The organism is Geodermatophilus sp. SYSU D00079 (assembly GCF_054050635.1).
Map to the genome: position 1 here is coordinate 34,582 of NZ_JBJGZS010000001.1, position 26,555 is coordinate 61,136.

Consider the following 26,555-nt stretch of genomic DNA (forward strand, 5'->3'; position numbering starts at 1 on the left):
TCGTGAGCACCGGTCACGGCCGCCGACGCGGCAAGAAGCACGAGGAGCACGAGGAGCACGAGAACCACGAACGGTGGCTGGTGTCCGGCTTCGACATGATGACGCTGCTGTTCGTGCTGTTCGTGGTGCTCTTCGCGATGAGCAAGGTGGACGAGCAGAAGTTCGCCGCCCTGGCCAAGGGCATGGCGGACGCCTTCGGCGGGCCCATCGCGGTGCAGCCCTCGCCCACGCCCGACGGCTCGGTGCTCGACGGCCTGCCCGGCGTGGTCGACATCGCCTCGGCCATCCCGCCGGAGCCGACCGTCGAGCAGGCCGAGGTCGACGCCGCCGCGGCGCAGGCCGCCATGGCCGAGGCGCAGCGGGTCGCCGCGGAGGCGCAGGCGCAGTTCGAGGACCTGTCCGCCGCGCAGCAGCAGATCGAGGCCGCGCTCGAGGCCGCCGGCCACGCCGGTGCCGCCCGCTTCGAGATCGACGAGCGCGGCCTGGTGGTGCACATCGTCGCCGACCAGGTCCTCTTCGACGCCGAGGAGGCGGTGCTGCGTCCCGGGGGCCGGCAGATCCTCGACGCCATCGCCCCGACCCTGATCACCCTGCCCAACCAGCTCGGCGTCGAGGGTCACGCCAACCACCTGCCGGTGACCGCCGGCGGGCCGTGGCCGTCGAACTGGGAGCTGTCGGCCTACCGCGCGACCACCGTCGTCCGCACGCTGGCCGCCGACGGCGTCCCGCAGGTCCGCATGGCGGCCAACGGCTACTCCGACACCCGGCCGCTGGTGCCGCCGTCGGACCCGAACGCCGTCACGGTCAACCGGCGGGTCGACGTCGTCGTCCTGTCCACCGCCTCCGCGGAGGCGAACGAACTGCTGCCCGGCCTGGCTGCCGGCACTGCCCAGGAGGGAACCCATGGCTAAGAAGAAGAAGGACGAGACCCCCGAGGACGCCGAGGGCGCGGGCGGCGGCAAGAAGAAGTTCCTCGTCATCGGGCTCGTCGCGGTCATCGCCCTCGCCGGTGCCGCGTACTTCTTCCTGTTCGCCGGCAGCGGCGAGGCCGAGGCCGCGGCGCCGGAGCACGGCGGCTACACCGCGCTGGAGCCGATCGCGGTCAACCTCGCCGGGGGCGGCTACCTCAAGATCGGCATCACCCTGGAGTACACCGCGGCCGCGGCCAGTGGCGGCCACGGCAGTGGCGGCGTCGACGGCTCCAAGGCCCTCGACCTGGTGATCTCCACCTACTCGCAGGCGCAGGCCGCCGACGTCACCGGTGCCCGGGACGCGCTCAAGGAGGCCCTCGAGCAGAAGATCATCGAGGCCTACACGGAGCACGACGTCCCGATGGTCATGGGCATCTACCTGACCGAGTACGTCACCCAGTAGCACCCGCACCACCAGTCACACCCGTCCGCCCTGATCGGCAGCGCCCCGCGCCGCCGGTCAGGGCGGCGTCGTTCCCAGCCGATGAGGGGTGCGTGACCCGCCCCGAGAACGGACCCACCCAGGGCCCGCTGTCAGTTCCGGGCACGCGCAGCCGGCGCGGAGAGCCCCGCACCTACGACTTCCGCCGGCCCACCAAGCTCTCCCGCGAGCACGTCCGCGTCCTGCAGATCGGTCAGGAGGCCTTCGCCCGCCAGGCGACGACCGTCCTCACCACGATGCTGCGCGCCGGTGCCCGGATGGAGCTGCAGGGCATCGAGCAGCACTCCTACGACGACTACGTGGCCACGCTGCCCAACCCGTCGTTCATCGCGACGTTCACCCTCGAGCCCCTGGCCGGCAAGGGACTGCTGGCCTACCCGCTGGACATCGCGATGGCCGCCGTCGACCACATGCTCGGCGGCTCCGGCAGCTCCGACCAGCCGGACCGGCCCATGACGGTGATGGAGACGACCATCACCAACCACCTGCTCAACCGGCTGCTGCAGGAGTGGGTCGCCGCCTTCGCGCACATCGCCGAGCTGCAGCCGGAGCTCAGCGACCTCGAGTACAACCCGCAGCTGGCGCAGGCCGCGGCCGGCTCGGACACGGTCATGGTCGCCTCCTTCGGCATGGCGGTCGGCAACCGGTCCGGCGAGGCCACCCTCGTGCTGCCCTTCTCCTCCTTCGCCCCCGCGCTGAACAACGCCGCCTCCCCGCACCTGTCGGAGTCCGCGCAGGCCAAGCGCCGGCGGGCCTTCGAGGCCCTCACCGAGCGGCTCACCCAGGTGCCGGTCGAGGTCGGCGTGCGGTTCACCCCGCTCGAGGTCTCCTCCGAGGACCTGCTCTCCCTCGCCGTCGGTGACGTGCTCCTGCTGCGCCACCCGCAGGACGCGCCGCTGGAGGTCACCACCAACGACGTGACGTTCGCCTACGCGATCGCCAGCAACCACCGACGCCGGCTCGCCGCCGCCATCGTGCCCACCCCCCTCGCTGCCCAGAAGGACACCGCATGACCGCCTCCGTGGAGCACTCGCAGGCCTCCGAGACCGTGATCGCCGTCGTCGCCTCGGCGGCCCGCGCCGCCGCGGTCCACGTCCCGGCCGCCGTCGAGCTCGCGCCGGGCGCGCCGGTCAGCGACCCCGACGCCGTCCTGCTGCCGGCCCAGGCCGCCGCCGCCGTCATGGCGCGGCTGTCCGGTGAGGTCAGCGGGGACGTCGTCCTCGTGGTCTCCGCGCAGATCGTCGACGCCCTCGCCAACTCCCCCGTCGGCCCCATGGACGTCGCCGTCGCGCTGCGCCCGGCCCTCGAGGCGGCCGCCGGCACGCTGGGCCGGGTGCGCGTGGACTCCGAGCGCACCGAGGACCCCGACACCGCGATGGACGGGCTGCGCGACAAGGGCATGTTCGTCGCCGTCCCCCTGCTGGCCGGCGACGGCACCGTGGAGGCGAGCTTCGCCCTGCAGGTGACCCTCCCCCAGCCGCGGACCCAGCGCGGCAGCCTGGACCTGCTGCGGCACGTCGCGATGGAGGTCACCGTCGAGATCGGCCGCACCCGCATGACCGTCGGCGAGCTGCTCTCGCTGCACCCGGGCGAGGTCGTCGAGCTCGACCGCGCGGCCAGCGCCCCGGCCGACCTGCTGGTCAACGGCACCCTCATCGCGCGCGGCGAGGTCGTCGTGGTCGACGAGGACTTCGGCCTGCGGATCAGCGAGATCGTCACCGACGCCCACTCGGAGATCGGGCAGGCCACCCCATGACCTGGATGATCATCCGCCTGGTCCTGTCGCTGGCCTTCATCGCCGGCGTGCTGTGGTTCGCGGCCCGAGTGGCCAAGAAGCGCGGCCTGGGCCAGGGCAACGGGCTCATCGAGGTCGTGGCCCGCCAGCGCATGGGCCGGGCCAGCTCGGTCAACGTCGTCCGCATCGCCGGCCGCGTGCTGGTCGTGGGGGCCACCGAGGAGCAGGTCACGCTGCTGGCCGAGGTCGACGGCGAGACCGTCGAGGAGGCCATCGCCGAGCGCCAGGCGCTCGCCGCCCGGCCGGCCACGGCCGCCTCGACCGGCGTCCTCTCCGGCTCTGTGTTCGACCGGGCCGGCTGGACGGCGGCCGTGCAGCAGCTCCGGGAGCGGACGGTCCGCCGCTGATGACCACCCCCACCGTCCCCGTGCGGGGCGCCCCGTTCGCGCGGCGGGTGGGCCTGGTCCTGCTGCTGGCGGCGCTCGTCGGCGTCCTGCTCTCCCTCCTGGCCGGCCCCGCCTCCGCGGCCCCGACCGCACCCACCGCGCCGACCGCGCCGACCGCCCCGGTGGTCCCCGCGGTCGACGGCGGCGTGGACATCTCCGTCGGCGGCGGCAGCCCGAGCAGCACCATCACGCTGATCCTGGCCATCACGGTGCTGTCGGTGGCCCCGGCGATGCTCATGCTCGTCACCTCGTTCACCAAGATCGTCGTGGTGCTGTCGCTGACCCGCAACGCGCTGGGCATGGCGCAGGCACCGCCGAACTCGGTGCTCACCGGCATCGCGCTGTTCCTGACCCTGTTCGTCATGGGCCCGGTCTTCGGGGACATCAACGACGTCGCGGTGCAGCCCTACCTGGACGGGCAGATGACGGTCACCCAGGCCTACGACGTCGGCGTGGTGCCGCTGAAGGAGTTCCTGCTCGACAACACCCGCGAGGACGAGCTGCAGCTGATGGTCGGCCTCTCCGGCGAGGAGGCACCGGCGGCCCCGGAGGCGGTCAGCATGACCACGCTGGTGCCGGCGTTCGTGCTCTCCGAGCTCAAGAGCGCCTTCATCATCGGGCTGGTCGTCTTCATCCCGTTCCTGGTGCTGGACATGCTGGTCAGCGCCGCGCTCATGGCGATGGGCATGATGATGGTGCCGCCGACGATCGTGTCGCTGCCGTTCAAGCTGCTGCTGTTCGTGGTGGTCGACGGCTGGGCGCTGATCACGACGGCGCTGGTCGGGAGCTACGGCTGATGAGCGACGCCGACGTCACCGAGATCGCGGTCCAGACGATGCTCGTCGCCGCGAAGGTCGCCGCCCCCATCCTGCTGACCGCCCTGCTGGTCGGGTTCCTCATCTCCCTGTTCCAGGCGGCGACGCAGATCCAGGAACAGACCCTGTCCTTCGTGCCGAAGATGATCGCCGTCGCGATCGCGCTGCTGGTCACCGGCAACTGGGTGCTCTCCGAGCTGGTCAGCTTCACCCAGGGCCTGTTCGACACGCTGCCGCGGCTGCTCGACCGGACGTAGCCGCCGTGGACCTCGAGGTCCCGGCGACGACCCTGGCGGCGCTGCTGCTCGGCACCGCCCGGGCGGCCGGCTTCGTCATGCTCTCGCCCCCGTTCGCCTCACGGAGCATCCCCGCCCCGGTCAAGGGCGCGCTCGCGCTGGCGCTGTCGGTCGCCCTGCTCAGCCGGATCGCCCCCGAGCTGCCCGAGCCGACCGCGGGCTTCCTCGTCGTGGGCGCGATCACCGAGGTCGTCATCGGGGCGGCCCTCGGGTTCGTCGTCCAGCTGCTGTTCGCCGCCGTCCAGTACGCCGGCGACATCATCGACATCACCGGCGGCTTCACGATGCAGCCGGCCTACGACCCGCTGTCGATGACCCAGACCGGCTCCATCGGGCGGCTGCACTACCTGCTGGCGACCACGCTGCTGTTCACCAGCGGCGGGCACCTGCTCATCGTCCGGGGGTTCGCGACCTCCTACGAGGGGCTGCCGGTCGGCGGCGACGTGCCCACCGAGCAGCTGGGGCAGGTCCTGCTCACCGCGTTCGCGATGATGTTCCTCGCCGCGCTGCAGATCGCGGGGCCGATGGTCGCGGTGCTGCTGCTGGCCGACGTCGCCCTGGCCCTGCTGAGCCGGGCCGCGCCGGCGCTGAACATCTTCGCGTTCGGCTTCCCGGTGAAGATCATGCTCACCCTCGCCCTGCTCGGGCTCACCTTCCCGCTGCTGCCCTCCGCCCTCGACGCGCTGCTGGACGCCGCGACCCGGGCGATGGTCTCCCTCCGGAGCGGGTGACCCGTGGCCCAGGACGGACCGGGTGGTGAGAAGACCGAGAAGCCGACTCCCCAGCGCCTGAAGAAGGCGCGCAAGGAGGGGCAGATCCCACGGACCCAGGAGCTGGGCACGTGGGTGGGTGCGGCGGCGGCCAGCGTGCTGCTGCCGATGCTGGTGGGCAACGCCTTCGACGGGGTCGGGACGCTGTTCGTGCAGATCGGCGCGATCGCCACGCACCCGGAGACCACCGCCCTGTCGGCGTTGTTCGGCCAGGCGCTGACCACCTTCCTCACCGCCCTGCTGCCGATGGCGCTGGGGCTCATGGTCGTCGGCACCCTGGCCACGGCCGCCCAGGGCGGGGTGACGGTGTCGGGCAAGTCGATGAAACCGACCCTCAAGAAGCTCAACCCGTTCCCCGGGTTCAAGCGGATGTTCGGCACCCACGGCCTGTGGGAGGCCACCAAGGCGGTGATCAAGACCGCCGCCCTGCTCACCGTCGTCATCGTCACCAGCGACCGGGCACAGGAGCTCGTGTCGGCGTCCGGGGCGCTGCCGCTGTCGGCGGTCACCGCCACGTTCACCGAGTCGGCGATCCTCATGATCCGGGTCGTGGCGGTCACCGGCCTGGTCATCGCGGTCGCCGACTACGTCGTCGTGCGCCAGCAGACGATGAAGAAGCTCAAGATGAGCAAGTACGAGATCCAGCAGGAGCACAAGCAGTCCGAGGGCGACCCCCACGTGAAGGGGCAGCGCCGGGCCGCCCAGTTGGCCATGTCGCGCAACCGCATGATGAGCGAGGTCGCCACCGCCGACGTCCTGCTGGTCAACCCCACGCACGTCGCGGTCGCGCTGAAGTACGAGGCCGACCGCGGCGCGCCCCGGGTCGTGGCCAAGGGCGCCGACGAGATCGCCGCGAAGTTGCGCGAGCGGGCCGAGGAGGCGCGCGTGCCGATGGTCCAGGACATCCCGCTCGCCCGGGCCCTGCACGCCTCCTGCGAGCTCGGCCAGGAGGTGCCCGCGCAGCTGTTCACCGCGGTCGCCCGGGTGCTCGCCTTCGTCATGCAGCTGTCGGCCCGCGGCGTCCGGGGCGGGCTGCACCGGCCGGGCTTCGAGGCCCCCGACGTCGAGGGCCTGCCCAGGGCCGGCCGCCGCCGCTGACCCGCTGGGGCGCCTGTGACGGGAGGGACGGACGGCACGGTCGCCGGTGCCCCGCTCAAGCCGAACTGCCGATGAGTTGACTCGTGCAGAAGCTGACGAAGGCCGCCGTCCCCATCGGCGTGGTGGCCATCGTCCTCATGCTGGTCGTGCCGCTGCCCTCGGCGGTGCTGGACCTGCTGCTGGGCTTCAACATCACCGCCGCGCTGCTGATCCTGCTGGTGTCGATGCAGATCAAGCGGCCGCTGGACTTCGCCGTCTTCCCGTCGCTGATCCTCATCGCGACGCTGTTCCGGCTGGCGCTGAACGTGTCCTCGACCCGGCTGGTGCTCACCGACGGCTACGCCGGGAAGGTCATCGAGGCCTTCGGGCACTTCGTCATCGGCGGGTCGCTGATCGTCGGCCTGGTGATCTTCGTGATCCTCACGATCATCCAGTTCGTCGTCATCACCAACGGTGCCGGCCGCGTCGCCGAGGTCGGCGCCCGCTTCACCCTCGACGCGATGCCCGGCAAGCAGATGGCGATCGACGCCGACCTCAACGCCGGGCTGATCAACGAGGAGCAGGCGCGCAAGCGGCGGACCGAGGTCACCTCCGAGGCCGACTTCTACGGCTCGATGGACGGTGCCTCGAAGTTCGTCAAGGGCGACGCGATCGCCGCCATCATCATCACGCTGATCAACCTGATCGGCGGGTTCGCCATCGGCGTCATGCAGCTGGGCATGGCGCCCGGCGACGCCGTCTCCACCTACTCCCTGCTGACCGTCGGCGACGGCCTGGTCTCCCAGATCCCGGCGCTGCTGCTGTCCACCGCGACCGGCATCATCGTCACCCGCTCGGCCTCCGACGGGGACATGGGCAGCGACCTGCTGGCCCAGCTCGGCCGGTTCCAGCAGCCGGTGCGCATCGCCGGCGGTGCGGCCATCGCCCTCTGCCTCATCCCCGGCCTGCCCAAGCTGCCCTTCCTGATCATCGGCGGCGCGTTCCTGCTCATGGCCGCGCGCATGAAGGACGCGCCGACCGAGGACGAGGACACCGCCGCGGAGGCGGGGGCCGCCGACGAGGCCCAGCCGGACTCCCCCGAGGCGATCGTCGAGAAGATGCGGGTAGACCCGCTGGAGCTCGAGGTGGCCTTCGACCTGGTGGACCTGGTCGACACCGCCCGCGGCGGCGACCTGCTCGACCGCGTCAAGGCCCTGCGCCGGAAGGTCGCGATGGACACCGGCCTGGTCATCCCGCTGGTGCGCACCCGCGACAACCTGGACCTGCCGTCGTCCCAGTACGTCATCTGGCTCAACGGCGTCCCGGCCGCCAAGGGCACCTCGCCGGCCGGCACCGTGCTGGCCATCGGCGACGCCCTGGACGGGCTGCCGGGCAAGGCCACCCGCGAGCCGGTGTTCGGGCTGCCGGCCAAGTGGGTGCCGGTCGAGCTGCAGCGGCAGGCGGAGATGGCCGGTGCCACCGTCGTCGACCGCTCCTCGGTCATCACCACCCACCTGGCCGAGGTGGTGCGCCAGCACGCCGCCGAGCTGCTCGGCCGGGAGGACGTGCGGCTGCTGGTGGAGACCGTCCGCCGCACCCACCCGGTCGTGGTCGAGGAGCTCACCCCGGCGCTGCTCACCCTCGGCGAGATCCAGCGGGTGCTGCACGGTCTGCTCGACGAGAACGTCTCCATCCGCGACCTGGTGCGCATCTTCGAGGCGCTCTCGGTGCGGGCCAAGGTCGGCACCGACGTCGACGGGCTGGTCGAGGCCGCCCGCGCGGCACTCGGCGCCGCCATCAGCCACCCCTACGTGACCCCGGACGAGCGGCTGCACGTGCTCACCCTCGAGCCCGCGTTCGAGCAGCGGCTCCTGGAGGCGGTCCGGCAGAGCGACGCCGGTCAGGTGCTCGCGCTGGACGCCGGCACCGTCGACGCGCTCGTCAACGGATGCACCGGCCTGCTCGGCGACGCCGAGCGGCTGGGCCTGGCCCCCGTGCTCGTGTGTTCCCCGCAGGTCCGGGCCGCCCTGTCCCGCCTGATGCGTCAGATCCTCCCCCGCCTGCCGGTGATCTCCTACTCGGAGGTCTCCCGGACGGCCCAGATCGAGTCACTGGGAGTGGTGAACGGTGCCGTTGCCGTCCGTTGAGGCCGCCTCGCGCGAGGCCGCCATCGCCGCCGCCCGAGAGAGGTACGGCTCGTCCGTGCGCATCGTCGGGATCCGCCGGGTCCGCACCGGCGGGGTCATGGGCTTCTTCACCACCGAGCGCTACGTCGCCGAGGTGGAGGAGATCGCGCCCACCCCCGTCGAGCGGCGTCCGGCCTCCCGCGCCGAGTCCGCGGCCCGCATCGAGGCGGCCCTGCGCCGCGCCCCGGTGCTGCCCGACCCGGTCGACGAGGTCGCCGGGCTGCTCGCCGGGGACGACGAGCCGCCCGTGGGCCTGTACTCGCGCGCCGCCGCCCGTCCCGGCCGCCCGGCCACCGACCGCCGCTCCCCGCGAGCCGGCAGCTGGCCGTCGGCCGCCCCGACCCGCGCCGCCGCAACGGGGTCGGCACGGGCCGCCGAGCCGGCCCGTGCCGCCGAGCCCGCCCGCGCCTCCGCGGCGCGGACCGCCGCCGGACGGACCGCCGCTCCGCGGCGGACCCCCCCGCCGGTGGACGTCGCGCCGGCACCCTCCCCGTTCACCGCCGCCCTGGCCCAGATGGTCGCCCGGGACGTCGACGTGCGGGAGGCGGTCGACGAGGCCATCGCCGCGGTCGCCGCCGCCGCACCCGCCCCCACGTGGGCACCGGCACCCGAGGACGCGTGGGAGCCGACTGCCGCGGACGCGTGGGAGGCGGCCGAGGCCGCGCCCGTGGAGGAGCCGGCCGCGGCTCCGGTGTCGGAGCCGGTGACCGGGGAGGTCCCGACGTGGGAGCTATTGGCCGGGGACGCCGCCGCCCCGGTCGCACCCGTCCCGCCGCCGGCCCCCGTCGCCCCGCCGGTTCCCGTCGCCTCGGCGGCCCCTGTCGCCGCTGCCCCGACCGCGCAGCCGACGGCGGTGTCCGCCGAGCACCCGGCGTCGGCCACGCTGTGGGGTCCCGCGCCTGCGGCCGGCCCCGCCCCCGCGGCCGGCCCCGCGACGGTGCCGTCCATGCCGGTCGCTGCGCCTGCTGTGACCCCACCGGCGCCCGCGACCCCGGTCCCCGCCCCGGTGGCGACCGCCCCGACGCCGGCCGACGTCCCGGCGCCGTCCGTCGCCCCGGAGGTCACCGACGCACCCGCCGCACCGCCGGTGGTCGCCGAGCCGGCCGTGGCCGCGCAGGTGCCGCCGGTCGCGGCGCCCGCCGCCCCGGAGCCCCCGCGCGTGCCCGACTGGGTGCACGAGCCGGACTTCAGCACCGGCCCCATCACGTCCCGCGAGGAGGCGATCGCCGAGGTGCTGCGGGCCGCGCTCGCGCACGACACCTCCGACGCCGCCCTCACCCAGCTGCTGCGCGGCGTGCTGGCCGGCTCCGCGACGCACGAGGAGACCGCCGGGCAGGACGCCTACGGGTACGGCGAGTACCTCGACGACTACGCCTTCGCCGAGGCGCACACCGCCGAGATCCCCGTGTACGTCGACGCCGAGGCCGAGGCCGACGAGTGGGAGGTGGTCGCCGAGGCGCTCGCCCCGACCGCGAGCGACCCCGCCCCCCTCCCCCTGGACGCCACCACCGTCCTGCCGCCGCTGTCGCTGCTGCCGCCGCCGGCGCCGGGCACCGCCCTCGCCGTCCCGCCGCTGCTGTCCCGCCCCCCGGTGCCGCCGGCGATCCGCCGTCCCGGCGCCGGCGGACAGGTCGCCCGCACCTCGGGCGCCGCCTCCGGCCTGGCCACCGTGACCCGGCTACCGGTGGACAAGCGGGCGGCCTCGTGGCGCCGCAGCGCGCCGATGGTCGTGACGTCGGTCCGCGAGGACCCGCACGGCGCTGGGCCGGTCCAGCCGGGTCCGGGCGCAGCCGAGCAGGCCGTCGTCCGCCGGCTGCTGGAGCTCGGCGTCCCGGAGCGGCTGCTCGGCAGCGACTTCGCCACCGAGGTCGCCCGCCGCGGCACCTACGCGGCGCTCACCCGGGCGCTGGCCGCCGGCCTGCCGACGCCCCCCGCGCTGCCCACCGGCCCCGGCGAGGTGCTGCTCCTGGTGGGCCCGGGCGTGGAGACCCTCGCCGCCGCCCGCTCGCTGGCGGCCTCCCTGCGGCTGGATGCCGAGCGGCTGCAGTGGGCCTCCCGCGGTGACCTGGCCGCGCTCGCGCCGCAGGGCAACCGCATCAGCAGCATCGACGCCGCCTTCGAGCGCAAGCAGGAGATCGACCGCTCGGGCACGCTGACGATCGTCGCCGTGGACGCCCCGCTGCGCGCCGGCGGCAGCACCTGGCTGGAGCAGCTGGTCGCCGTCTTCGCCCCCGCCGGGGTGTGGGCGGTGGTCGAGGCCACCCGCAAGCCCGAGGACGTCGGCCCGTGGCTGGACGGCCTGGCCCGGGTCGACGCGCTGATGGTGCAGGACAGCGACCTCACCGCCGACCCGGCGGCGGTCCTCTCCCGCACCGCCACGCCCGTGGCCCTCCTCGACGGCACCCGCGCCACGGCGCACCGGTGGGCCTCCCTGCTGTGCGAGCGGCTGGAGACCCCGGGGAGATGAGCCCGCTGCGCTGGGACGTGCTCGCCGTGGGGCTGGTCCTCGCGCTGCCGGTGCTGGTCCTCGGCGTGCGGGGCGACCTCGGCATGGAGGAGGTCGCCGTCCGGCTGCCGTGGTGCCTGGGTGCGGCGTGGGCAGCGGTCGCGCTGCTGCGCTGGGCCGGCACGCCCCGCCGTCCCCCGGCGGCGGACCCCGACCCGGATCCGCCCGCCTCCGCCTCCTGATCCCGGCGTCTCTCGGCGGTACCCGCTGCCGGGGCTCGTCATGGGTCGCCGCGGGCCACCCTGTGCGGTCCTTCGCAGACTCCTGCGGTCCTGCAGTGCCGCGCGAGCACGTGGAGCACCGCGTGAGTGCCGGGCGTTGTCCCACTGTTGCGGTCGTCCGTCCCCTCTCGCGGTGTTGCTGCACCGCGAGAGGGGACGGGAGACCGCAGGAGTGGCCGCCGTGGCCGCCGACGGCGCCGGTGCGGGGCGGCGCCGTCGGCGGCCGCGGGCTCAGAGCGGGAGGTCCTCCAGCATCTCGGTCACCAGGGCGGCGATCGGCGAGCGCTCGGAGCGGGTCAGCGTGACGTGCGCGAACAGCGGGTGGCCCTTGAGCTGCTCGACCACCGCCGCGATCCCGTCGTGCCGGCCCACCCGCAGGTTGTCCCGCTGGGCGACGTCGTGGGTGAGCACCACGCGCGACCCCGAGCCCAGCCGCGACAGCACGGTGAGCAGCACGCCGCGCTCCAGCGACTGCGCCTCGTCGACGATCACGAAGGAGTCGTGCAGCGACCGGCCCCGGATGTGGGTGAGCGGCAGCACCTCGATGAGCTCGCGCGCGGCGATCTCCTCGAGGACCTCCTTGGACACCAGCGCGCCCAGGGTGTCGTACACCGCCTGGGCCCAGGGCGACATCTTCTCGCCCTCGCTGCCCGGCAGGTAGCCCAGCTCCTGGCCGCCGACGGCGTACAGCGGGCGGAAGATGACCACCTTCTTGTGCGCCCGCCGCTCCATCACCGACTCCAGGCCCGCGCACAGCGCCAGCGCGGACTTGCCGGTGCCGGCCCGCCCGCCGAGGGAGACGATGCCGATCTCCGGGTCCAGCAGCAGGTCCAGCGCCACCCGCTGCTCCGCCGACCGCCCGTGCAGGCCGAAGGCCTCGCGGTCGCCACGGACCAGCCGCACCTGCTTGTCCGGGGTGACCCGACCGAGCGCCGAGCCGCGGGAGGACAGCAGCACCAGCCCCGTGTGCGGGGGCAGCTCGGCCGCGGCCGGCACGAACACCTCGCCGTCCTCGTAGAGGGCCGACAGCTCGGCGTCCTCCAGCGACAGCTCCGCCATCCCGGTCCAGCCGGCGTCGACGGCGTCCAGGGCCCGGTACTCGTCGGTTTCCAGGCCCACCGCCGCGGCCTTGACCCGCAGCGGGACGTCCTTGGTGATGAGGCAGACGTCGCGGCCCTCCGCCCGCAGGTTGAGCGCCACCACCATGATCCGGCTGTCGTTGCTGTCGTTGCGGAAGCCGGCCGGCAGCACCGACGGGTCGCTGTGGTTGAGCTCCACGTGCAGGGTGCCGCCCTCCTCGCCGACGGGGACCGGCGCGTCGAGACGGCCGTGGGTCACCCGCAGGTCGTCGAGGAGGCGCAGTGCCTGCCGGGCGAACCAGCCGAGCTCGGGGTGGTTGCGCTTGTCCTCCAGCTCACCGATCACGACGAGCGGGAGCACCACGTCGGAGTCGCCGAGGCGCAGCAGCGCACCGGGGTCGGAGAGCAGGACGGAGGTGTCGAGGACGAACGTGCGGCGAGTGGTCACGAGTCGACTCCCGTGGGGCGCGGTCTGCACCCCGGCTCGAAGGCGGCCGGGCCCCGGCACAGGGGCCGGGCACCGGCCCCCTGGGTCGACGAACGCTGTCGCACCAACCGGGCCTCCCGTGGACGGCGAGGTGAGCTCGCCGTCCACTGCGGACGTTAGGCCCGGGAGGTGACAGGAACGTGTCCGGACGACGTCGTGTCACCCTGTCGAGGCACCACGCGCACCAGCCGCATCAGCGGGAGCGGCGGGGCCGGCCGGCGATCAGCGCCCAGGCCAGCGGGACGACCAGCACCGGCCACTGCAGGCGGAGGTCACCCACCCACCACAGGCCGCCCACCAGGAGGACCGCCAGCCAGCCCGCCGTCCACAGCCCCAGGTCGCGGGCCTCCTCGGGGTCGCGGGACGCCATCGGCTCAGGCGGCGCGCAGCTCGCCGGCGACGGCGGCCGGGGTCAGCGGCTCGTCCAGCAGCCGCACGAACCGGTCGGCGACGCGCTGGCCCGCCGGGCGCGCGTCCAGCCACGCCGAGAGCAGGTCGAAGCCCTCGACGTAGGTGGTGGTGTAGGCGCGCCACAGCGGGTGGGTCAGGAAGCGCAGCTGCTGGCGCGCCCGGTCGGCGCTCACCAGCGACCAGCGCTGCAGGTACGCGGCCACCTCGTCGGTGTCGGCGCCCCGGTCGTGCAGGAGGACGGCGGCGTCCTGGCGCACCCGGTTCAGCGGGGCCGCCGCGGCCGCGACCCGCTCGGCCAGGTGCCCGTCGAAGCGCAGCCCCAGGTCACCGAGCACCTCCGCGGCCCAGGGGCCCCAGCCCTCGCCGATCGAGGCCTGCACGCCGAGGTCGGCCAGCCCCTCGGCCATCAGGCACTCCGGGGTGTTGACCAGGAAGACCGTGTGCTCCACCCGGGAGGCCCGCCCGACCAGCCCCTGCTCCTTGCGGCAGTGCTCGGTGTGGTGGCCCGGGTAGGACTCGTGGGCCACCAGGTGCGGCAGCTGCCCCAGGCGGTGCGGCAGGTCGGCGTTGATGGCCACGCGGGAGCGGTAGGCCCCCTCGTAGTAGTTGAAGCCCGACCACGGCTTGTCGGTGACCACCTCGTACCGGACCGTCTCGGCCTCCGGCAGCCCGTACTCCCCGCGGACCTCGTCGCGCAGCGCGCTGGACAGCGCGTGCACCGCCTCGGCCAGCCGCTCGGGCGGGCACTCCTCGCGGCGCCGGTGCTCGGCGTACCGCTCGGCGAGGGGGCCGCTGCCCGGCAGCAGGGCGTCGAGCTCGGTGTGGGCGGCGGCGTAGGCCGCGGGGTCGCCCAGGGTGAGCTCCACCTGGAAGTAGCTGCTCACCTCGTCGAGGAAGGCCACCGGCTCGCCGCTCATCTTCCGCGCGCTGCACTCCAGACCCACCAGCTGGCCGCGCAGGAAGTCCACGCGGTCCGCCGGGAGACCGGAGGCGCCCAGCTCACCCAGCAGCGAGCGGGCCTGGTCGCGCAGGCCCTGCGGGGTGGGCGCCGGCTCGTCCTCCACGGCGGCCCGGATGCGGGGGTCGCCGGTGTAGGCGTCGACGAAGCCGGACTCCAGCCGGTCGAACCGCAGCCCCAGCTCCACGTAGGCCAGGGGGACGTCGAGAGGTCGGGCCGCCATGAGCAGGAGTTTCTCAGCTGCCGAACCGGCGGTGCCGCGCGGCGTAGGCACGCAGGGCGCGGAGGAAGTCCACCCGCCGGAAGTCGGGCCAGTAGACGTCGGTGAAGTGGAACTCCGAGTGCGCGGTCTGCCAGAGCAGGAAGCCCGACAGGCGCTGCTCGCCGCTGGTCCGGATGACCAGGTCGGGATCGGGCTGCCCGCGGGTGTAGAGGTGCTCGGCGATGTGCTCCACGTCGAGCGCGCCGACCAGCTCGTCGAGCGTCGTCCCCCGCTCGGCGTGCTCGGCCAGCAGCGAGCGGACGGCGTCGGCGATCTCCCGTCGTCCGCCGTAGCCGACGGCGAGGTTGACCGTCGCCCCCGGCCGGTCGCGGGTGGTCTCCTCCGCCTGCTTGAGGACGGCGACGGTCTCGGCCGGCAGGAGCTCGAGGGCCCCGACCGGCCGCAGCTGCCAGCGCCGGTCGGGGGCGGCGAGGTCCTCGGCGACGCCCTCGATGATGCGCAGCAGCGGGACCAGCTCGGGTTCGGGCCGGGACAGGTTGTCGGTGGAGAGCAGGAACAGGGTGACCACCTCGACGCCGGCCTCGTCGCACCAGCCGAGGAAGGCGGCGATCTTGTCGGCGCCCCGCCGGTGCCCGGCGTTGGGGTCGTCGAGCCCGATGGCCCGCGCCCAGCGGCGGTTGCCGTCGACGATCACCCCGACGTGGCGGGGGATGTCGGCGCCCACCAGGGCCCGGGCCAGCCGGCGCTCGTAGACCCCGGTGAGGACGTCACGCACCCACTGCCGCACCCCCACGAGGCGTCACCCTAGGCCCCCCGCGCGCACGTCCCGGGTACCCGTCACCGACCTGCGCGAAGGCGGTCCGGAGCGTCGGGCAGCTCACTCCGCGTGCCGCTGCGGGTCCACCTACGTCTGCGTAACCTCGGTCCATGAGCGCTCCCCCCGAGGACCGTGAACCGGTGCGGATCGAGGCGGACGGCGCCGAGGTGCAGGCGCCTCGCGGCCAGGCCGTCGGCGCCGTCCTCGCCGAGGGCGAGCGCGTCGAGCAGACCTGGACGGCGGCGGACTTCGCCGACGACGACTGGGACCACCCCGACACCCGCCCGCGGCTGCGCGGCTGGCTGCACCTGTTCGCGTTCTTCGGTGCGATCGTGGCCGGAGCCGTGCTGGTGCCCCTCGCCGCGGTGCTCGGCGCCCGCTCCGGGTTCTCCGTGGCCGTCTACTGCCTGACCATCTGCGGCCTGTTCGGCATCAGCGCGCTGTACCACCGGCGGCGCTGGTCACCGCGCGGCTGGAAGGTCATGAAGCGGCTCGACCACTCGATGATCTTCCTGTTCATCGCCGGTACGTACACGCCCTTCGCCTTGCTCGCCGTCGACCAGCCGACGGGCTACTGGATCCTCGCCGGGGTCTGGGCCGGCGCGCTCGCGGGCGTCTTCCTCAAGCTGAGCTGGCCGACCGCGCCGCGCTGGGTGGGGGTGCCGCTCTACATCGGGCTGGGCTGGGTGGCCGTCTTCATCCTCACCGACATCCTGCACATCGCCGGGGTGACCTCGCTGGTGCTGCTGGCCGTCGGCGGTGTGCTCTACACCGCCGGCGGTGTCGCGTACGCGGTCAAGAAGCCCAATCCGTGGCCCGGGGTGTTCGGCTACCACGAGGTCTTCCACGCGCTGACGATCGTGGCCGCGATCTGCCACTACATCGCCGTCTACTTCGCTCTCTACAACTCCCCCTTCGTCTGACCTCCGGTCAGACACCGCGGCCAGGTGCCGTGCCCCTGCTGCGTCGAGCCCCACCCCTGCGTCCTCGGGGGAGCCTCCGGCCCCCCGCTCGGCCGCAGCCGCGGCTGCGCCGCGGGTTCCCCCTCGGCCCACCTCCCGTCCAGCTTCGGGGACCCCTCCGGGGCCCCGCTCAGCTGAACGGTGGCCGGTCGTCCAGGCGCACCGAGAACCGGCCGGCGGTGCGCCAGAGGCGGGCCACCAGGTCGCGGTCGGCGTCGGTCACCAGGTTGCCCATCACCCGCAGCGCGAGGGTCATGAGCGCCCGCGACCGCATGCCCACCGGGCCGGCGGCGGGCAGGAACCGCGGCACGGTGAGCAGGCCGGCCAGCCGGCGGGCGATGGAGAACGCCTCGCCGTAGTGCCGCCGCAGGGTCGCCGGCCACGCCGCGGTCCAGTCGTCCTCGTCGAGCAGGCCGACGACGCTGCGCCCGGTCTCCAGGCCGTAGTCGATGCCCTCGCCGTTGAGCGGGTTCACGCAGCCGGCGGCGTCCCCGATGAGCGCCCAGTTCCGCCCGGCGACGTGGGACACCGCCCCGCCCATCGGCAGCAGCGCCGAGGCCGGCGCCTCGACCGGGCCGTCGAGCCGCCAGTCGTCGCGCCGGGCGTCGGCGTAGGTCTCCAGCAGCGCCTTGAGCTGCACCCCCGCCGGCCGCCGGGCGGTGGCCAGCGTGCCGACGCCGATGTTGACCTGCCCCGACGCCGCCCCGAGCGGGAACACCCAGCCGTAGCCGGAGAGCAGCTCGCCCTCGGCCCCGCGCAGCTCCAGGTGGGAGGAGATCCACTCGTCGTCCGCCCGCCCGGACCGCACGTAGCCGCGGGCGGCGACGCCGTAGGCGGTCCCCCGGTGCCACTCCCGGCCGAGCACCCGGCCCAGCGGCGAGCGGGCGCCGTCGGCGACGACCAGCCGGCGGCACCCCACGGTCACCGCGTCGTCGCCGACCTCGAAGACGACCCCGGTCACCCGGTCGCCGTCCCGCTCGACGTCGACCGCGCGGGCGCCCTCCAGCGGGGTGGCGCCGTCGTGCAGGGCCACGTCGCGGATCCGCGCGTCGAGCTCCGTGCGGGGCACCGCGCTGCCGTGGGCGGGGAACTCCCCGCCGGGCCAGGGCAGCTGCCACTCGTGGCCGAACCCGGCGGCGCGCAGCCCGCGGTTGCGGGCGTGGCCCCGCGCCCAGTCGCCCAGGCCGAGGCGGTCGAGCTCGGCCATCGCGCGTGGCGTCAGGCCGTCCCCGCAGGTCTTGTCGCGGGGGAAGACCGCGGCGTCGGCGAGCAGCACCTCGTGCCCGGCGCGGGCCGCCCAGGCCGCGGCCGCAGCGCCCGCCGGTCCGGCTCCGACGACCAGGACGTCGGTCGCGGTCGGGGCAGCGGCGTCGGCGGTCACCCGGCCAGTGTCCCTGGTCGGGACGACGCGCCGGCGGCGTCCTCAGCCGAACAGCGGGAAGCGCTCGGCCGCCGTCCCCAGTGCGGCCCGGTCCTCCGCGGTCAGCGGCTCGCGCCCGGTGCCGCGCCGGGCCGCGGTGGCGTCGTCCCACGCGGCCGGCAGCGGCCCACCCAGCAGCCCCTCCAGCACCCGGCGGACCTCAGCCAGCGGCGCCGCGGCCGGCCCCGGTCTGTCCAGGTGCACGACCAGGTCCAGGTGGTGGACGGCGGCCTCGACGACGAGCGTGGACACCAGGTCCGCGACCGTGAGGGTCGCCCCCTGCGTGCGGACGACGTCGTCGGCGCCCACCCGTCCGGCGGCCACGACGACGGCGGCCGCGGCCTCGGCGTACCGGCGCTGCACGGCTCCCAGGCCGCCCTGGAGGCTGGCCGCCGCGCGGGTGTTCCACAGCTCGTCCTCGTCGTCGGGCGCGGGCGGACGCCAGGCCCGCCAGTAGTCGACGGCGGTGGTGTCCGCCCGGCCCGGCGCCGGGCTGTGCAGGGCGACCAGGGCCCGGCGGGCGTCGCTGAGCAGGTGGAACCCCAGGTCGACCGGCGTCCAGCCGGCACACCCGGTCGGCTGCCAGCCCTCCCCGGCGCTCAGCGACGACAGCACCCGGGACAGGTCGGTGTAGGCGGTGCGCAGCAGGTCGACCGGGTCGGGCACCCGGCCAGCCTGGCAGAGCTCACTCGGTGCGGGGACCCCGCGCGCGGACCTCCTCCACCGCGGCCATCGCGTCGCGCAGCTCGGCCAGCCACGCCTCGGCGTGCTCGCCGACGAGGCGGACCGCCCAGACCAGGGCCTCGGAGCGCGACCGGGCGACCCCGGCGTCGACCAGGGTGTCGAGCACCAGGCGCTCGGGCTGCCGGAGCCGGGTCATCACCGGCACCGACAGGTTGGTGAAGACCTCGCGGGCGTCGCCGCAGGCCGCGCCCCAGGCCACCGACCGGCCGTAGCGGGCCTGCGCGGCGTCGGCGATCGCCATCCGCTGCTCGCGGGTCTCCTCCCGGAAGCGGGCGATCCGGCCGGCGCGGGCGGCCGCCGCGTCACCCTCGCCGGGCGCCGGCTCGGGCAGGGTGCCGACGACGGTGATCTCGTCGCGGTCGACGGCCAGCTCCACGGGCCCGGTGAACCAGCCGTCGGGCAACCGGCCGGCGAACCACCCGGCCACCTCGGCGCGTTCCACGGGGGGCGGCGCGTCGGGGCCGCGACCGCGGCCGCCCGGACCGCGCCCGCGGAAGCCGCGCATGCCGGCGAACGGTGAGTCGGAGAAGCGGGAGTGGTGTCCGTGCACGACGACCTCCAGGCGGCGTGGTGATTACACGCTTGCAGCGTAAGACGCCGCGGTGCGCTCAGGAAGGGCTGAGCGCTGCGCTCAGGGCGGACACGTCGGTCACCGGTGCGGTGCACACGAAGCCCCGGCACACGTAGGCAGCGGGCCGCCCGTCGACGAGCGGACGGCCGGCCAGGAGCGGCACCCCGGGCGCGTCCGGCTCGCCGGCGACCACGACCGCGCCGGGGCTGGTCGCCGCCCGCGCTGCCGCCTCCAGCGCGTCCCGCTCCGGCCCCGCCGGACCGCTCACCGCCACCTCCACCGGGCCGGCGAGCAGCGCCTCCCCCACGGCCGCGGCCCACCCGACGGCGCGCGGCGCCCGGGTGAGCAGGGGCGCAAGGGAGCCGACCGCCGCCGCACCCAGCTCCCGGTGCCGGGGGGACCCGGCCAGCGCGGCGTAGGTCACCGCGGCGCCCGCCGCGGCTGCCATCCCCGCGGGGGTGGGCCCGTCGGTGGGGTCGAACGGCCGGTGCACGAGCGCCTCGGCGTCGGCGGCGGTGTCGTGCCAGCCGTCGGCGTCGATGAACTGCTCGGCGACGACGTCGAGCAGGTCTCCGGCGAGCTCCAGCCAGCGCCCCTCCGCCGTGGCCTGGTGCAGCGCCAGCAGGCCCTCGGCGAGGTCCCCGTAGTCCTCGAGCACGCCGGCGGGGGCGCCCGCGACGCCGTCCCGCGAGGCCCGCCGCAGCCGCCCGTCGACCCAGTGCACGTCGGCCACGAGTCCGGCGGCCCGGCGGGCGGCCGCGACCGACCGCTGGTCGCCGGTGAGCGCACCGTGGTCGGCCAGCGCCGCGATCGCCAGTCCGTTCCACGCGGTCACGACCTTGTCGTCGCGGGCCGGCTGCGGACGGCGGGCGCGCGCCGCACCCAGCCGGTCGCTCACGGAGGCCAGCCGGGCGGTGTCCTCGGGGTCCCGGAGCAGCTGCAGGGTCGACGTCCCGTGCTCGAAGGTGCCGCGCGCCGTCACCTCGAACACCTCCGCGGCCCACCGGCCGTCGTCCTCACCGAGGACCTCGACGAGCTGCGCGGGGGTCCACACGTAGGTGAGCCCCTCGACGCCCTCGGTGTCGGCGTCGAGGGCGGAGGCGAAGCCGCCCTCTGCGGTGCCGAGGTCCCGGACCAGGAAGGCGGCCGTCCGGTCCGCGACCCGACGGGCCCACGGCTCCCCGGTCGCCCGCCACAGGTGCACGTACACCCGCAGCAGCAGGGCGTTGTCGTAGAGCATCTTCTCGAAGTGCGGCACGACCCACCGCTCGTCGACGGAGTAGCGGGCGAAGCCGCCGGCGAGCTGGTCGTGGATGCCGCCACGGGCCATGGCCTCGAGCGTGCCGCGGGCCATGCGCAACGCCGCGGGGTCCCCGGCGCGGGCGGAGGCGCGGAGCAGGAACTCCAGCAGCATGGACGGCGGGAACTTCGGCGCCCCGCCGAAGCCACCCCAGCGCTCGTCGTAGCCGTCGGCCAGCGCGGTGACGGCGGCGTCGAGGTCCCCGGCCGTCACGGGGGTGGGGGCGCCGAGCTCGAGGCGGGAGGAGATGGCCTCGACGATCCGCGTGCCCGCCGACTCCAGCTCCTGCCGCCGGGTGCGCCAGGCGTCGGAGACCGCCGACAGCACCTGCCGGAACGCGGGCATGCCGTGCGCCGGCCGGGGCGGGAAGTAGGTGCCGCAGTAGAAGGGCCGCCCGTCGGGCGTGGTGAACACCGTCATCGGCCAGCCGCCGGAGCCGGTCAGGGCCTGGGTGGCGGTCATGTAGACGCCGTCGACGTCCGGCCGCTCCTCGCGGTCGACCTTCACGCAGACGAAGTCGGCGTTCATCTGCGCCGCCGTCGCGTCGTCCTCGAAGGACTCGTGCGCCATGACGTGGCACCAGTGGCACGCGGCGTAGCCGACCGAGACCAGCACCGGGACGTCGCGCTCCCGCGCCTCGGCGAACGCCGCGTCCCCCCACTCCCGCCAGTCGACGGGGTTGTCCGCGTGCTGGAGCAGGTAGGGACTGGTGGCGGTCGCGAGTCGGTTGGGCACGGGCGAGGGGTACCCCGCCAGGTCACGCAGCGCACATGTGCCACAGCTTGTCGAGCAGGCGCGCCGCTCTCTGGTCAGATCGTGATGACGGAAACGGGCATCTTTCGTCGTCTCTCCACGCAGCGGACCCTGGTGACACCTACGCGCTTCGGCGGATTCTCACGACGTCCACACCGAACTCGCAGGAGGTTCCCATGACCCGGACCCGCATCCTCGTCGCCCTCGTCGCGGCTCTCGCCGCGCTGGGTGTGATCGCCCCCGCCGCCGCCAGCGCCAGCCCCTACTGCGGCATCACCTGGGGGTCGCAGCCGAAGTCGCTGCACCCCACCGAGCCCGGCGACGACCTCGTGTCCGGCGTCCGGGCGGGGCGGCACGCCTGCTTCGACCGGGTCGTCGTCGACGTCGCCGAGGTGTCCGGCTTCGACGCCTGGTCGGTGCGCTACGTGCCGGCGGTCCGGCAGGAGGGCAGCGGCGTCACCGTCCCGCTCCGGGGCGGCGCGGCGTTGCAGGTGACGCTCGGCGCGGCGGCCTACGACGAGAACGGCGACCCGACGTACTCGCCGGCCAACCCGCGCGAGCTGGTCGACGTCCGTGGCTACTCGACCCTGCGCCAGGTGCGGTGGCTGGACTCCTTCGAGGGCCGGACCGGCCTCGGCATCGGCACCCGGGCGAAGCTGCCGTTCCGCGTGTTCCTGGTCGAGGGGGGTTCCGCGCACGTCGACCGGCTCGTCATCGACGTGGCGCACCGCTGGGAGCAGTGACCGCCCGCCGTCCCCGGCCCGCCGGGGACGGTCCGGTACCCGGCAGCGGCCGGCCGGTCAGCCCCTCGGGGCCCCCGGCCGGCCGTCGTCGTCCCGGCGCGGCGGCTCGATGGCCAGCGGCGCCCGGCGCAGGGTGTCCAGCAGCTCCTGGCCCGGCTCCTTGCGCTCCTCGAGCAGCTCGGCCGGGGTGTCCGGGACGACGACCCGCGGGCCCTCGTCGGCCGGGTCGAAGCTGCGGGGCAGCCGCTTGAGGTGCCCACTCATCGACTTCACCAGCAGCGCGGTGGCGATGAGCAGCAGCACGATGAGCAGCAGGCCGATCGGGCCGGCCTTGCCGACGTCGGAGGGCAGCTGCTCGTCGTTGGCGGCGAGCACCACGGAGGCGAGTGCGGGGCTCATCGGACGGTCACCTCGCTGCGGACGCCGGCGAACAGGTCGTCCTCGGGCACCGGCGAGTCGACGACCGACCGGGCCAGCTCGTAGTCCTCGGTGGGCCACACCTTCTGCTGGACCTCCAGCGGGCAGGCGAACCACCGGCCGTTGGGGTCGATCTGGGTCGCGTGCGCGATGAGCGCGGCGTCCCGGACGGCGAAGTACTCGGCGCAGTCCACCTTGGTGGTGACGCGGTGGGACATGTCGCGGTCCGGGTCCCAGTTCTCCAGCCACTCCGCGTAGGGGGACTCGTGGCCCGAGGCGATGATGGCCTCGTGCAACGCCCGCGTGCGGGGCAGCGTGAAGCTCATGTGGTAGTAGAGCTTCAGCGGCTGCCAGGGCTCCCCGAGCTCGGGGTAGCGGTCGGGGTCCCCGGCGGCGTCGAAGGCGTGCACGGAGACCTCGTGGGTCTTGATGTGGTCCGGGTGGGGGTATCCGCCCCGCTCGTCGTAGGTCGTGATGACGTGCGGCTTGAACCGGCGGATGAGCTCCACCAGCGGCGCCGCCGCCTCCTCGGTGGGCACGAGCGCGAAGCAGCCCTCCGGCAGCGGCGGCAGCGGGTCGCCCTCGGGCAGGCCGGAGTCGACGAAGCCGAGGAACTCCTGCTCGATGCCGAGGATCTCCCGCGCCCGGTCCATCTCCTCGACCCGGATCTGCGGCAGCCGCTCCCAGACCTCCGGCCGGTCCAGCGCCGGGTTGAGCACGGAGCCGCGCTCGCCTCCGGTGCAGGTCGCCACCATCACGCGGACGCCCTCCGCGACGTACTTCGCCATCGTCGCGGCGCCCTTGCTCGACTCGTCGTCGGGGTGGGCGTGCACGGCGAGCAGGCGCAACGGGTCTGCTTCGGTCACCGGGACATCATCCCCCGTCCGGAGGGGGCCCCGCCGCTCCCGGACCAACCGATCGGGTGGACGTGGCACGCGTCACCCGCCGGGACCGGGTCGTTCGGACCCCGCGCGCACGCGGAGAGTGGAACACCCCGCCCTGGGACGGTGTTACGTTGACCGTTCTGAACGCGGCCGTTCCCCAGACGGGGGGCGGCCACCGACATTTCAGGAGCAGCGCCGTGTCCACCCCGACTGACGAGCAGCACCAGGGCGTCTGGCTGACCCAGGAGGCCCACGACCGGCTGAAGGCCGAGCTCGACCAGCTGGTGGCGGGCCGTCCGGCGATGGCCGCCGAGATCAACGCCCGCCGTGAGGAGGGCGACCTCCGCGAGAACGGCGGGTACCACGCCGCCAAGGACGAGCAGGGCAAGCAGGAGGCCCGCATCCGCCAGCTGACCGACCTGCTGCGCACCGCGAAGGTCGGCGCCGCGCCGACGACGGCCACCCACGCCGCGACCGGCACCGTCATCACGATCCGCTTCCAGGGCGACGAGGAGACCGAGAAGTTCCTCCTCGGCTCCCGGGAGATCGCCGGCACCACGGGGCTGCAGGTCTACTCGCCCGAGTCGGCCCTCGGGTCGGCCATCCTCGGCGCGGCGCCGGGGGCGACGGTCACCTACCAGGCGCCCAACGGCCGGGACATCACCGTCGAGGTCGTCGCGGTCGAGCCCTTCGTCCCCTGACCGGGGGCTCCCCCGTGCCCCGTCCCGTCCGCTCCCGGCGGGCGGAGAACACCGCGTTCGCCTGCGTCCACTGCGGCTCCCCGGTGCCGGCCAACACCGACGGGCACTACCGCAACCACTGCCCCGTGTGCCTGTGGTCGCTGCACGTCGACGACCTGCCCGGCGACCGGGCGAGCGGGTGCCGGGCGCCCATGGAGCCCATCGGCCTGGTGGAGAAGTCGGGCAAGGGTTGGCAGGTGGTCCACCGCTGCACGGCGTGCGGCCACCGCCAGCCCAACCGGCTGGTCCGCGAGGGCGAGGGCCCCGACGACCTCGACGTCGTTCTCGGGCTGCCCTGGTTGTGACCGCCTGACCCGAGCGGAGTGCCACGGCGCGGGGAACGCGCCCCTGGCACTCCGCTCGCGTCGTCGTCAGGTGCCCTGCAGCAGCCCGCGGCGGCGGAGCAGCGGCGTCGGGTCGGCGTCCCGGCCGCGGACGGCGCGGAAGGCCTCCAGCGGGTCCACCGACCCGCCCACCGACAGCAGCCGCTCCCGGAAGACCTCGCCGTTCTCCCGGCGCAGGCCCCCGTTCTCGCGGAACCACTCGACGGTGTCCGCGTCGAGCACCTCCGACCAGATGTAGGAGTAGTAGCCGGCCGCGTAGCCCCCGGCGAACACGTGCTGGAAGTACGTCGTCCGGTACCGCGGCGGCACCAGGTCGTAGGCGACGCCGGCGGACGCCAGCGCGGCCCGCTCGAACTCCGCCGGGTCGCCGATCCCGGTCTCCGGGGTGATCCGGTGCCAGGCCTGGTCGAGCAGGGTCGCGGCCAGGTACTCCAGGGTCGCGAACCCCTCGCCCCACAGCCGGGCCGCCTCGATGGCCTCGACGACGCTGGCCGGCAGCGGCTCGTCGGTCTCGACGTGCCGGGCGTAGCCCCCGAGCACCTCGGGCCACAGCGCCCACATCTCGTTGACCTGGCTCGGGAACTCCACGAAGTCCCGCGGGACGGCGGTGCCGGCGAACCGCGGGTAGGTGACCGCCGAGCTCAGCCCGTGCAGGGTGTGCCCGAACTCGTGGAACAGCGTGTTCACCTCGTCGAGGGTGAGCAGGGTCGGACGACCGTCGGCGGCCCGGGTCACGTTGAGGTTGTTCACGACAACCGGTCGCGTGCCGAGCAGCCGCGACTGGGTGACGAACGAGCTCATCCACGCCCCGCCGCGCTTGCCCTCGCGGGCGAAGAAGTCGCCCAGGTAGAGGCCGATGGTCTGCCCGTCGGCGTCGGTGACCTCCCAGACCCGGACGTCGGGGTGGTAGCCGGCGAGGTCCGGGCGCGGGGTGAACCGGTAGCCGTAGAGCAGCTCGGCGGCGCGGAAGACCCCGTCGACCAGCACGCGGTCCAGCTCGAACCAGGGCCGCAACGCCGCCGTGTCGACCGCGTAGCGCTCGGCCCGCACCCGCTCGCTGTAGAAGGCCCAGTCCCACGGCGCGAGGTCGGTCACCCCGTCGCGGGCGGCGACCTCCGCGAGCGCGGCCGCCTCGGCCTGCGCGTTGGCCAGCGCCGGGCCCACCATCGAGCCGAGCATCGCGTCGACCGCCTCGGTGCTGGCGGCGGTCTGGTCGGCGAGCACCAGGTCGGCATGGGTGGCGAAGCCCAGCAAGCGCGCCCGCTCGGCCCGCAGCCGGGCGATCCGCGCCGCGACCGGGCCGTTGTCGTGCTCCCCGGACGACGCCCGGCCCACCGAGGCCTCGAAGACCCGCTGCCGCAGCGACCGGTTGCGCAGCTTGGCCAGCACCGGCTGCCCGGTGGGCAGCAGCAGCGGGATCAGGAACCCCTCGGTGCCGCGGTCGGCGGCCGCCCGGGCCGCCGCCGCGACCTCCTCGTCGCCGAGACCGTCGAGTTCTGCGACGTCGCGCACGACCACCGCGGCGGCCTCGGTGGCAAGCTGCAGGTTCTGCCCGAACGTGGTCGACAGGGCCGAGAGCTCCTGGTTGAGCTCCGACAGCCGGGCCCGCCCCGCGTCGTCCAGCCGGGCGCCGGAGAGGACGAAGTCCAGGTGGTAGCGCTCGACGAGCCGCACCGCCTCGGCGTCGAGCCCCGCCTCGTGCCGGCCGGCGTGGACCGCGTCGATGCGGGCGAACAGCGCCGGGTCCAGGCGTAGCGCGTCGGAGTGCGCGGACTCCAGCGGTGCGAGCTCGCGCTCGATCTCGCGCAGCCGGTCCGAGGACACCGACGAGGCGAGGTTGTGGAACACCGCCCCGGCCCGGCGGTAGAGCCGGCCGGAGCGCTCCAGCGCCACCACGGTGTCGTCGAACGTCGGCGCCTCGGCCGACCCGACGATCGCGGCGACCTCGGCCCGCTGCTCGGCCATCCCGGCCAGCAGCGCCTCGCGGCAGTGCTCGAGGGTGATCGCCGCGAACGGCGGCAGCTGCAACGGCAGCTCGGACGGCTCCAGCAGCGGGTTGTCGGCGGACGGGACGGCGGCGGTGGTCTCGGTGGCGCTCATCGCCGCCCACTGTGTCACTGCGGTGCCACCGGACCGCACCGCGGCCAGGTGCCGTCCTGCGGGTGAGCCGGGCCCCCTGCCCCGGCCGGCAGATCGTCCTGACCCTCGCCTGCCGGCGGCTCGCGCCCATCCCCTGA

General features: G+C 74.7%; 27 protein-coding genes. 16 read left to right on the forward strand and 11 right to left on the reverse strand.

The window, feature by feature from the left end; genetic code table 11:
• Positions 1 to 2: 2 nt before the first annotated feature.
• The 12 genes from ACI79E_RS00195 to ACI79E_RS00250 all read left to right on the forward strand — a co-directional run bounded on the left by ACI79E_RS00195 (position 3) and on the right by ACI79E_RS00250 (position 11,426).
• The gene (locus ACI79E_RS00195) at positions 3 to 911 is read left to right on the forward strand and encodes a flagellar motor protein MotB (protein WP_456930524.1); all 909 of its coding nucleotides are present in this window, start codon (positions 3 to 5) and stop codon (positions 909 to 911) included.
• Entirely contained in the window at positions 904 to 1,374 is a 471-nt protein-coding gene (locus tag ACI79E_RS00200; RefSeq protein ID WP_456930525.1) for a flagellar basal body-associated FliL family protein, read from the forward strand. The genes ACI79E_RS00195 and ACI79E_RS00200 overlap by 8 nt, the downstream gene beginning before the upstream one ends.
• 92 nt (positions 1,375 to 1,466) lie before the next feature.
• Positions 1,467 to 2,426: a flagellar motor switch protein FliM gene (locus ACI79E_RS00205; RefSeq protein WP_456930526.1), complete on the forward strand. Its 960-nt coding sequence runs from the start codon at positions 1,467 to 1,469 to the stop codon at positions 2,424 to 2,426.
• Entirely contained in the window at positions 2,423 to 3,169 is a 747-nt protein-coding gene (gene fliN / locus ACI79E_RS00210) for a flagellar motor switch protein FliN (protein ID WP_456930527.1), read from the forward strand. The genes ACI79E_RS00205 and fliN overlap by 4 nt, the downstream gene beginning before the upstream one ends.
• Positions 3,166 to 3,555 carry a FliO/MopB family protein gene (locus ACI79E_RS00215; protein ID WP_456930528.1) on the forward strand — a complete coding sequence of 130 codons (390 nt, stop codon included), beginning with the start codon at positions 3,166 to 3,168 and terminating at the stop codon, positions 3,553 to 3,555. The genes fliN and ACI79E_RS00215 overlap by 4 nt, the downstream gene beginning before the upstream one ends.
• On the forward strand, positions 3,555 to 4,391 hold the full coding sequence (gene fliP, locus ACI79E_RS00220) for a flagellar type III secretion system pore protein FliP (RefSeq protein WP_456930529.1): 837 nt from the start codon (positions 3,555 to 3,557) through the stop codon (positions 4,389 to 4,391). Before ACI79E_RS00215 ends, fliP begins: the two co-directional genes overlap by 1 nt.
• On the forward strand, positions 4,391 to 4,666 hold the full coding sequence (fliQ, locus tag ACI79E_RS00225; RefSeq protein ID WP_456930530.1) for a flagellar biosynthesis protein FliQ: 276 nt from the start codon (positions 4,391 to 4,393) through the stop codon (positions 4,664 to 4,666). Before fliP ends, fliQ begins: the two co-directional genes overlap by 1 nt.
• A 5-nt stretch (positions 4,667 to 4,671) precedes the next feature.
• Entirely contained in the window at positions 4,672 to 5,436 is a 765-nt protein-coding gene (gene fliR, locus ACI79E_RS00230) for a flagellar biosynthetic protein FliR (protein WP_456930531.1), read from the forward strand.
• Between the two features lie 3 nt (positions 5,437 to 5,439).
• Positions 5,440 to 6,573 (forward strand): EscU/YscU/HrcU family type III secretion system export apparatus switch protein, encoded by a 1,134-nt coding sequence (locus tag ACI79E_RS00235; RefSeq protein ID WP_456930532.1) that lies wholly within the window; start codon positions 5,440 to 5,442, stop codon positions 6,571 to 6,573.
• Between the two features lie 83 nt (positions 6,574 to 6,656).
• Complete coding sequence (gene flhA, locus ACI79E_RS00240) at positions 6,657 to 8,699, forward strand: flagellar biosynthesis protein FlhA (RefSeq protein ID WP_456930533.1); 2,043 nt, start codon at positions 6,657 to 6,659, stop codon at positions 8,697 to 8,699.
• A gap of 55 nt (positions 8,700 to 8,754) precedes the next feature.
• Positions 8,755 to 11,205, forward strand: a complete 2,451-nt coding sequence (locus tag ACI79E_RS00245; RefSeq protein WP_456930534.1) for a hypothetical protein — start codon at positions 8,755 to 8,757, stop codon at positions 11,203 to 11,205.
• Positions 11,202 to 11,426, forward strand: coding sequence for a hypothetical protein (locus ACI79E_RS00250; RefSeq protein WP_456930535.1), 225 nt, complete (start codon positions 11,202 to 11,204; stop codon positions 11,424 to 11,426). The genes ACI79E_RS00245 and ACI79E_RS00250 overlap by 4 nt, the downstream gene beginning before the upstream one ends.
• Before the next feature lie 270 nt (positions 11,427 to 11,696).
• On the opposite strand, the gene ACI79E_RS00255 is transcribed toward ACI79E_RS00250, so the two are convergent.
• The 4 genes from ACI79E_RS00255 to ACI79E_RS00270 form a co-directional block, all read right to left on the reverse strand.
• Positions 11,697 to 12,992 carry a PhoH family protein gene (locus ACI79E_RS00255; protein WP_456930536.1) on the reverse strand — a complete coding sequence of 432 codons (1,296 nt, stop codon included), beginning with the start codon at positions 12,990 to 12,992 and terminating at the stop codon, positions 11,697 to 11,699.
• A 232-nt stretch (positions 12,993 to 13,224) separates the two neighbouring features.
• Positions 13,225 to 13,401 (reverse strand): hypothetical protein, encoded by a 177-nt coding sequence (locus ACI79E_RS00260; protein WP_456930537.1) that lies wholly within the window; start codon positions 13,399 to 13,401, stop codon positions 13,225 to 13,227.
• Between the two features lie 4 nt (positions 13,402 to 13,405).
• Complete coding sequence (locus tag ACI79E_RS00265; RefSeq protein WP_456930538.1) at positions 13,406 to 14,623, reverse strand: DUF885 domain-containing protein; 1,218 nt, start codon at positions 14,621 to 14,623, stop codon at positions 13,406 to 13,408.
• Positions 14,624 to 14,636: 13 nt separating this feature from the next.
• Positions 14,637 to 15,416, reverse strand: a complete 780-nt coding sequence (locus ACI79E_RS00270) for an isoprenyl transferase (RefSeq protein ID WP_456930539.1) — start codon at positions 15,414 to 15,416, stop codon at positions 14,637 to 14,639.
• A 134-nt stretch (positions 15,417 to 15,550) separates the two neighbouring features.
• Here ACI79E_RS00270 and trhA point away from each other — a divergent pair, with 134 nt between their 5' ends.
• Entirely contained in the window at positions 15,551 to 16,363 is an 813-nt protein-coding gene (trhA, locus tag ACI79E_RS00275) for a PAQR family membrane homeostasis protein TrhA (RefSeq protein WP_456930540.1), read from the forward strand.
• A gap of 169 nt (positions 16,364 to 16,532) precedes the next feature.
• Here the strand turns inward: trhA and ACI79E_RS00280 are convergent, their stop codons facing one another.
• The 4 genes from ACI79E_RS00280 to ACI79E_RS00295 are packed head-to-tail and all read right to left on the reverse strand — an operon-like array spanning position 16,533 to position 21,172.
• Complete coding sequence (locus ACI79E_RS00280; protein ID WP_456930541.1) at positions 16,533 to 17,783, reverse strand: geranylgeranyl reductase family protein; 1,251 nt, start codon at positions 17,781 to 17,783, stop codon at positions 16,533 to 16,535.
• A 42-nt stretch (positions 17,784 to 17,825) separates the two neighbouring features.
• Complete coding sequence (locus ACI79E_RS00285) at positions 17,826 to 18,488, reverse strand: maleylpyruvate isomerase N-terminal domain-containing protein (RefSeq protein ID WP_456930542.1); 663 nt, start codon at positions 18,486 to 18,488, stop codon at positions 17,826 to 17,828.
• Positions 18,489 to 18,507: 19 nt separating this feature from the next.
• Positions 18,508 to 19,116, reverse strand: coding sequence for a hypothetical protein (locus tag ACI79E_RS00290; protein WP_456930543.1), 609 nt, complete (start codon positions 19,114 to 19,116; stop codon positions 18,508 to 18,510).
• A 58-nt stretch (positions 19,117 to 19,174) separates the two neighbouring features.
• Positions 19,175 to 21,172 carry a thioredoxin domain-containing protein gene (locus ACI79E_RS00295; RefSeq protein WP_456930544.1) on the reverse strand — a complete coding sequence of 666 codons (1,998 nt, stop codon included), beginning with the start codon at positions 21,170 to 21,172 and terminating at the stop codon, positions 19,175 to 19,177.
• A 194-nt stretch (positions 21,173 to 21,366) separates the two neighbouring features.
• On the opposite strand from ACI79E_RS00295, the gene ACI79E_RS00300 reads away from it, so the two are divergent.
• Complete coding sequence (locus tag ACI79E_RS00300; protein WP_456930545.1) at positions 21,367 to 21,933, forward strand: AMIN-like domain-containing (lipo)protein; 567 nt, start codon at positions 21,367 to 21,369, stop codon at positions 21,931 to 21,933.
• A gap of 57 nt (positions 21,934 to 21,990) precedes the next feature.
• Here ACI79E_RS00300 and ACI79E_RS00305 read toward each other — a convergent pair whose 3' ends face one another.
• Positions 21,991 to 22,332, reverse strand: a complete 342-nt coding sequence (locus ACI79E_RS00305) for a hypothetical protein (protein ID WP_456930546.1) — start codon at positions 22,330 to 22,332, stop codon at positions 21,991 to 21,993.
• Positions 22,329 to 23,216 carry a mycothiol conjugate amidase Mca gene (gene mca / locus ACI79E_RS00310; RefSeq protein ID WP_456930547.1) on the reverse strand — a complete coding sequence of 296 codons (888 nt, stop codon included), beginning with the start codon at positions 23,214 to 23,216 and terminating at the stop codon, positions 22,329 to 22,331. The genes ACI79E_RS00305 and mca overlap by 4 nt, the downstream gene beginning before the upstream one ends.
• A 215-nt stretch (positions 23,217 to 23,431) precedes the next feature.
• Between mca and greA the strand changes: the two genes are divergently transcribed.
• Both greA and ACI79E_RS00320 read left to right on the forward strand, forming a co-directional pair.
• Positions 23,432 to 23,935, forward strand: coding sequence for a transcription elongation factor GreA (gene greA, locus ACI79E_RS00315; RefSeq protein WP_456930548.1), 504 nt, complete (start codon positions 23,432 to 23,434; stop codon positions 23,933 to 23,935).
• Between the two features lie 14 nt (positions 23,936 to 23,949).
• On the forward strand, positions 23,950 to 24,279 hold the full coding sequence (locus ACI79E_RS00320; RefSeq protein ID WP_456930549.1) for an RNHCP domain-containing protein: 330 nt from the start codon (positions 23,950 to 23,952) through the stop codon (positions 24,277 to 24,279).
• A gap of 66 nt (positions 24,280 to 24,345) precedes the next feature.
• Here ACI79E_RS00320 and ACI79E_RS00325 read toward each other — a convergent pair whose 3' ends face one another.
• A complete protein-coding gene (locus ACI79E_RS00325) occupies positions 24,346 to 26,418 on the reverse strand; it encodes a M3 family metallopeptidase (RefSeq protein WP_456930550.1) in 2,073 nt (690 codons plus the stop codon).
• Positions 26,419 to 26,555: the final 137 nt, after the last annotated feature.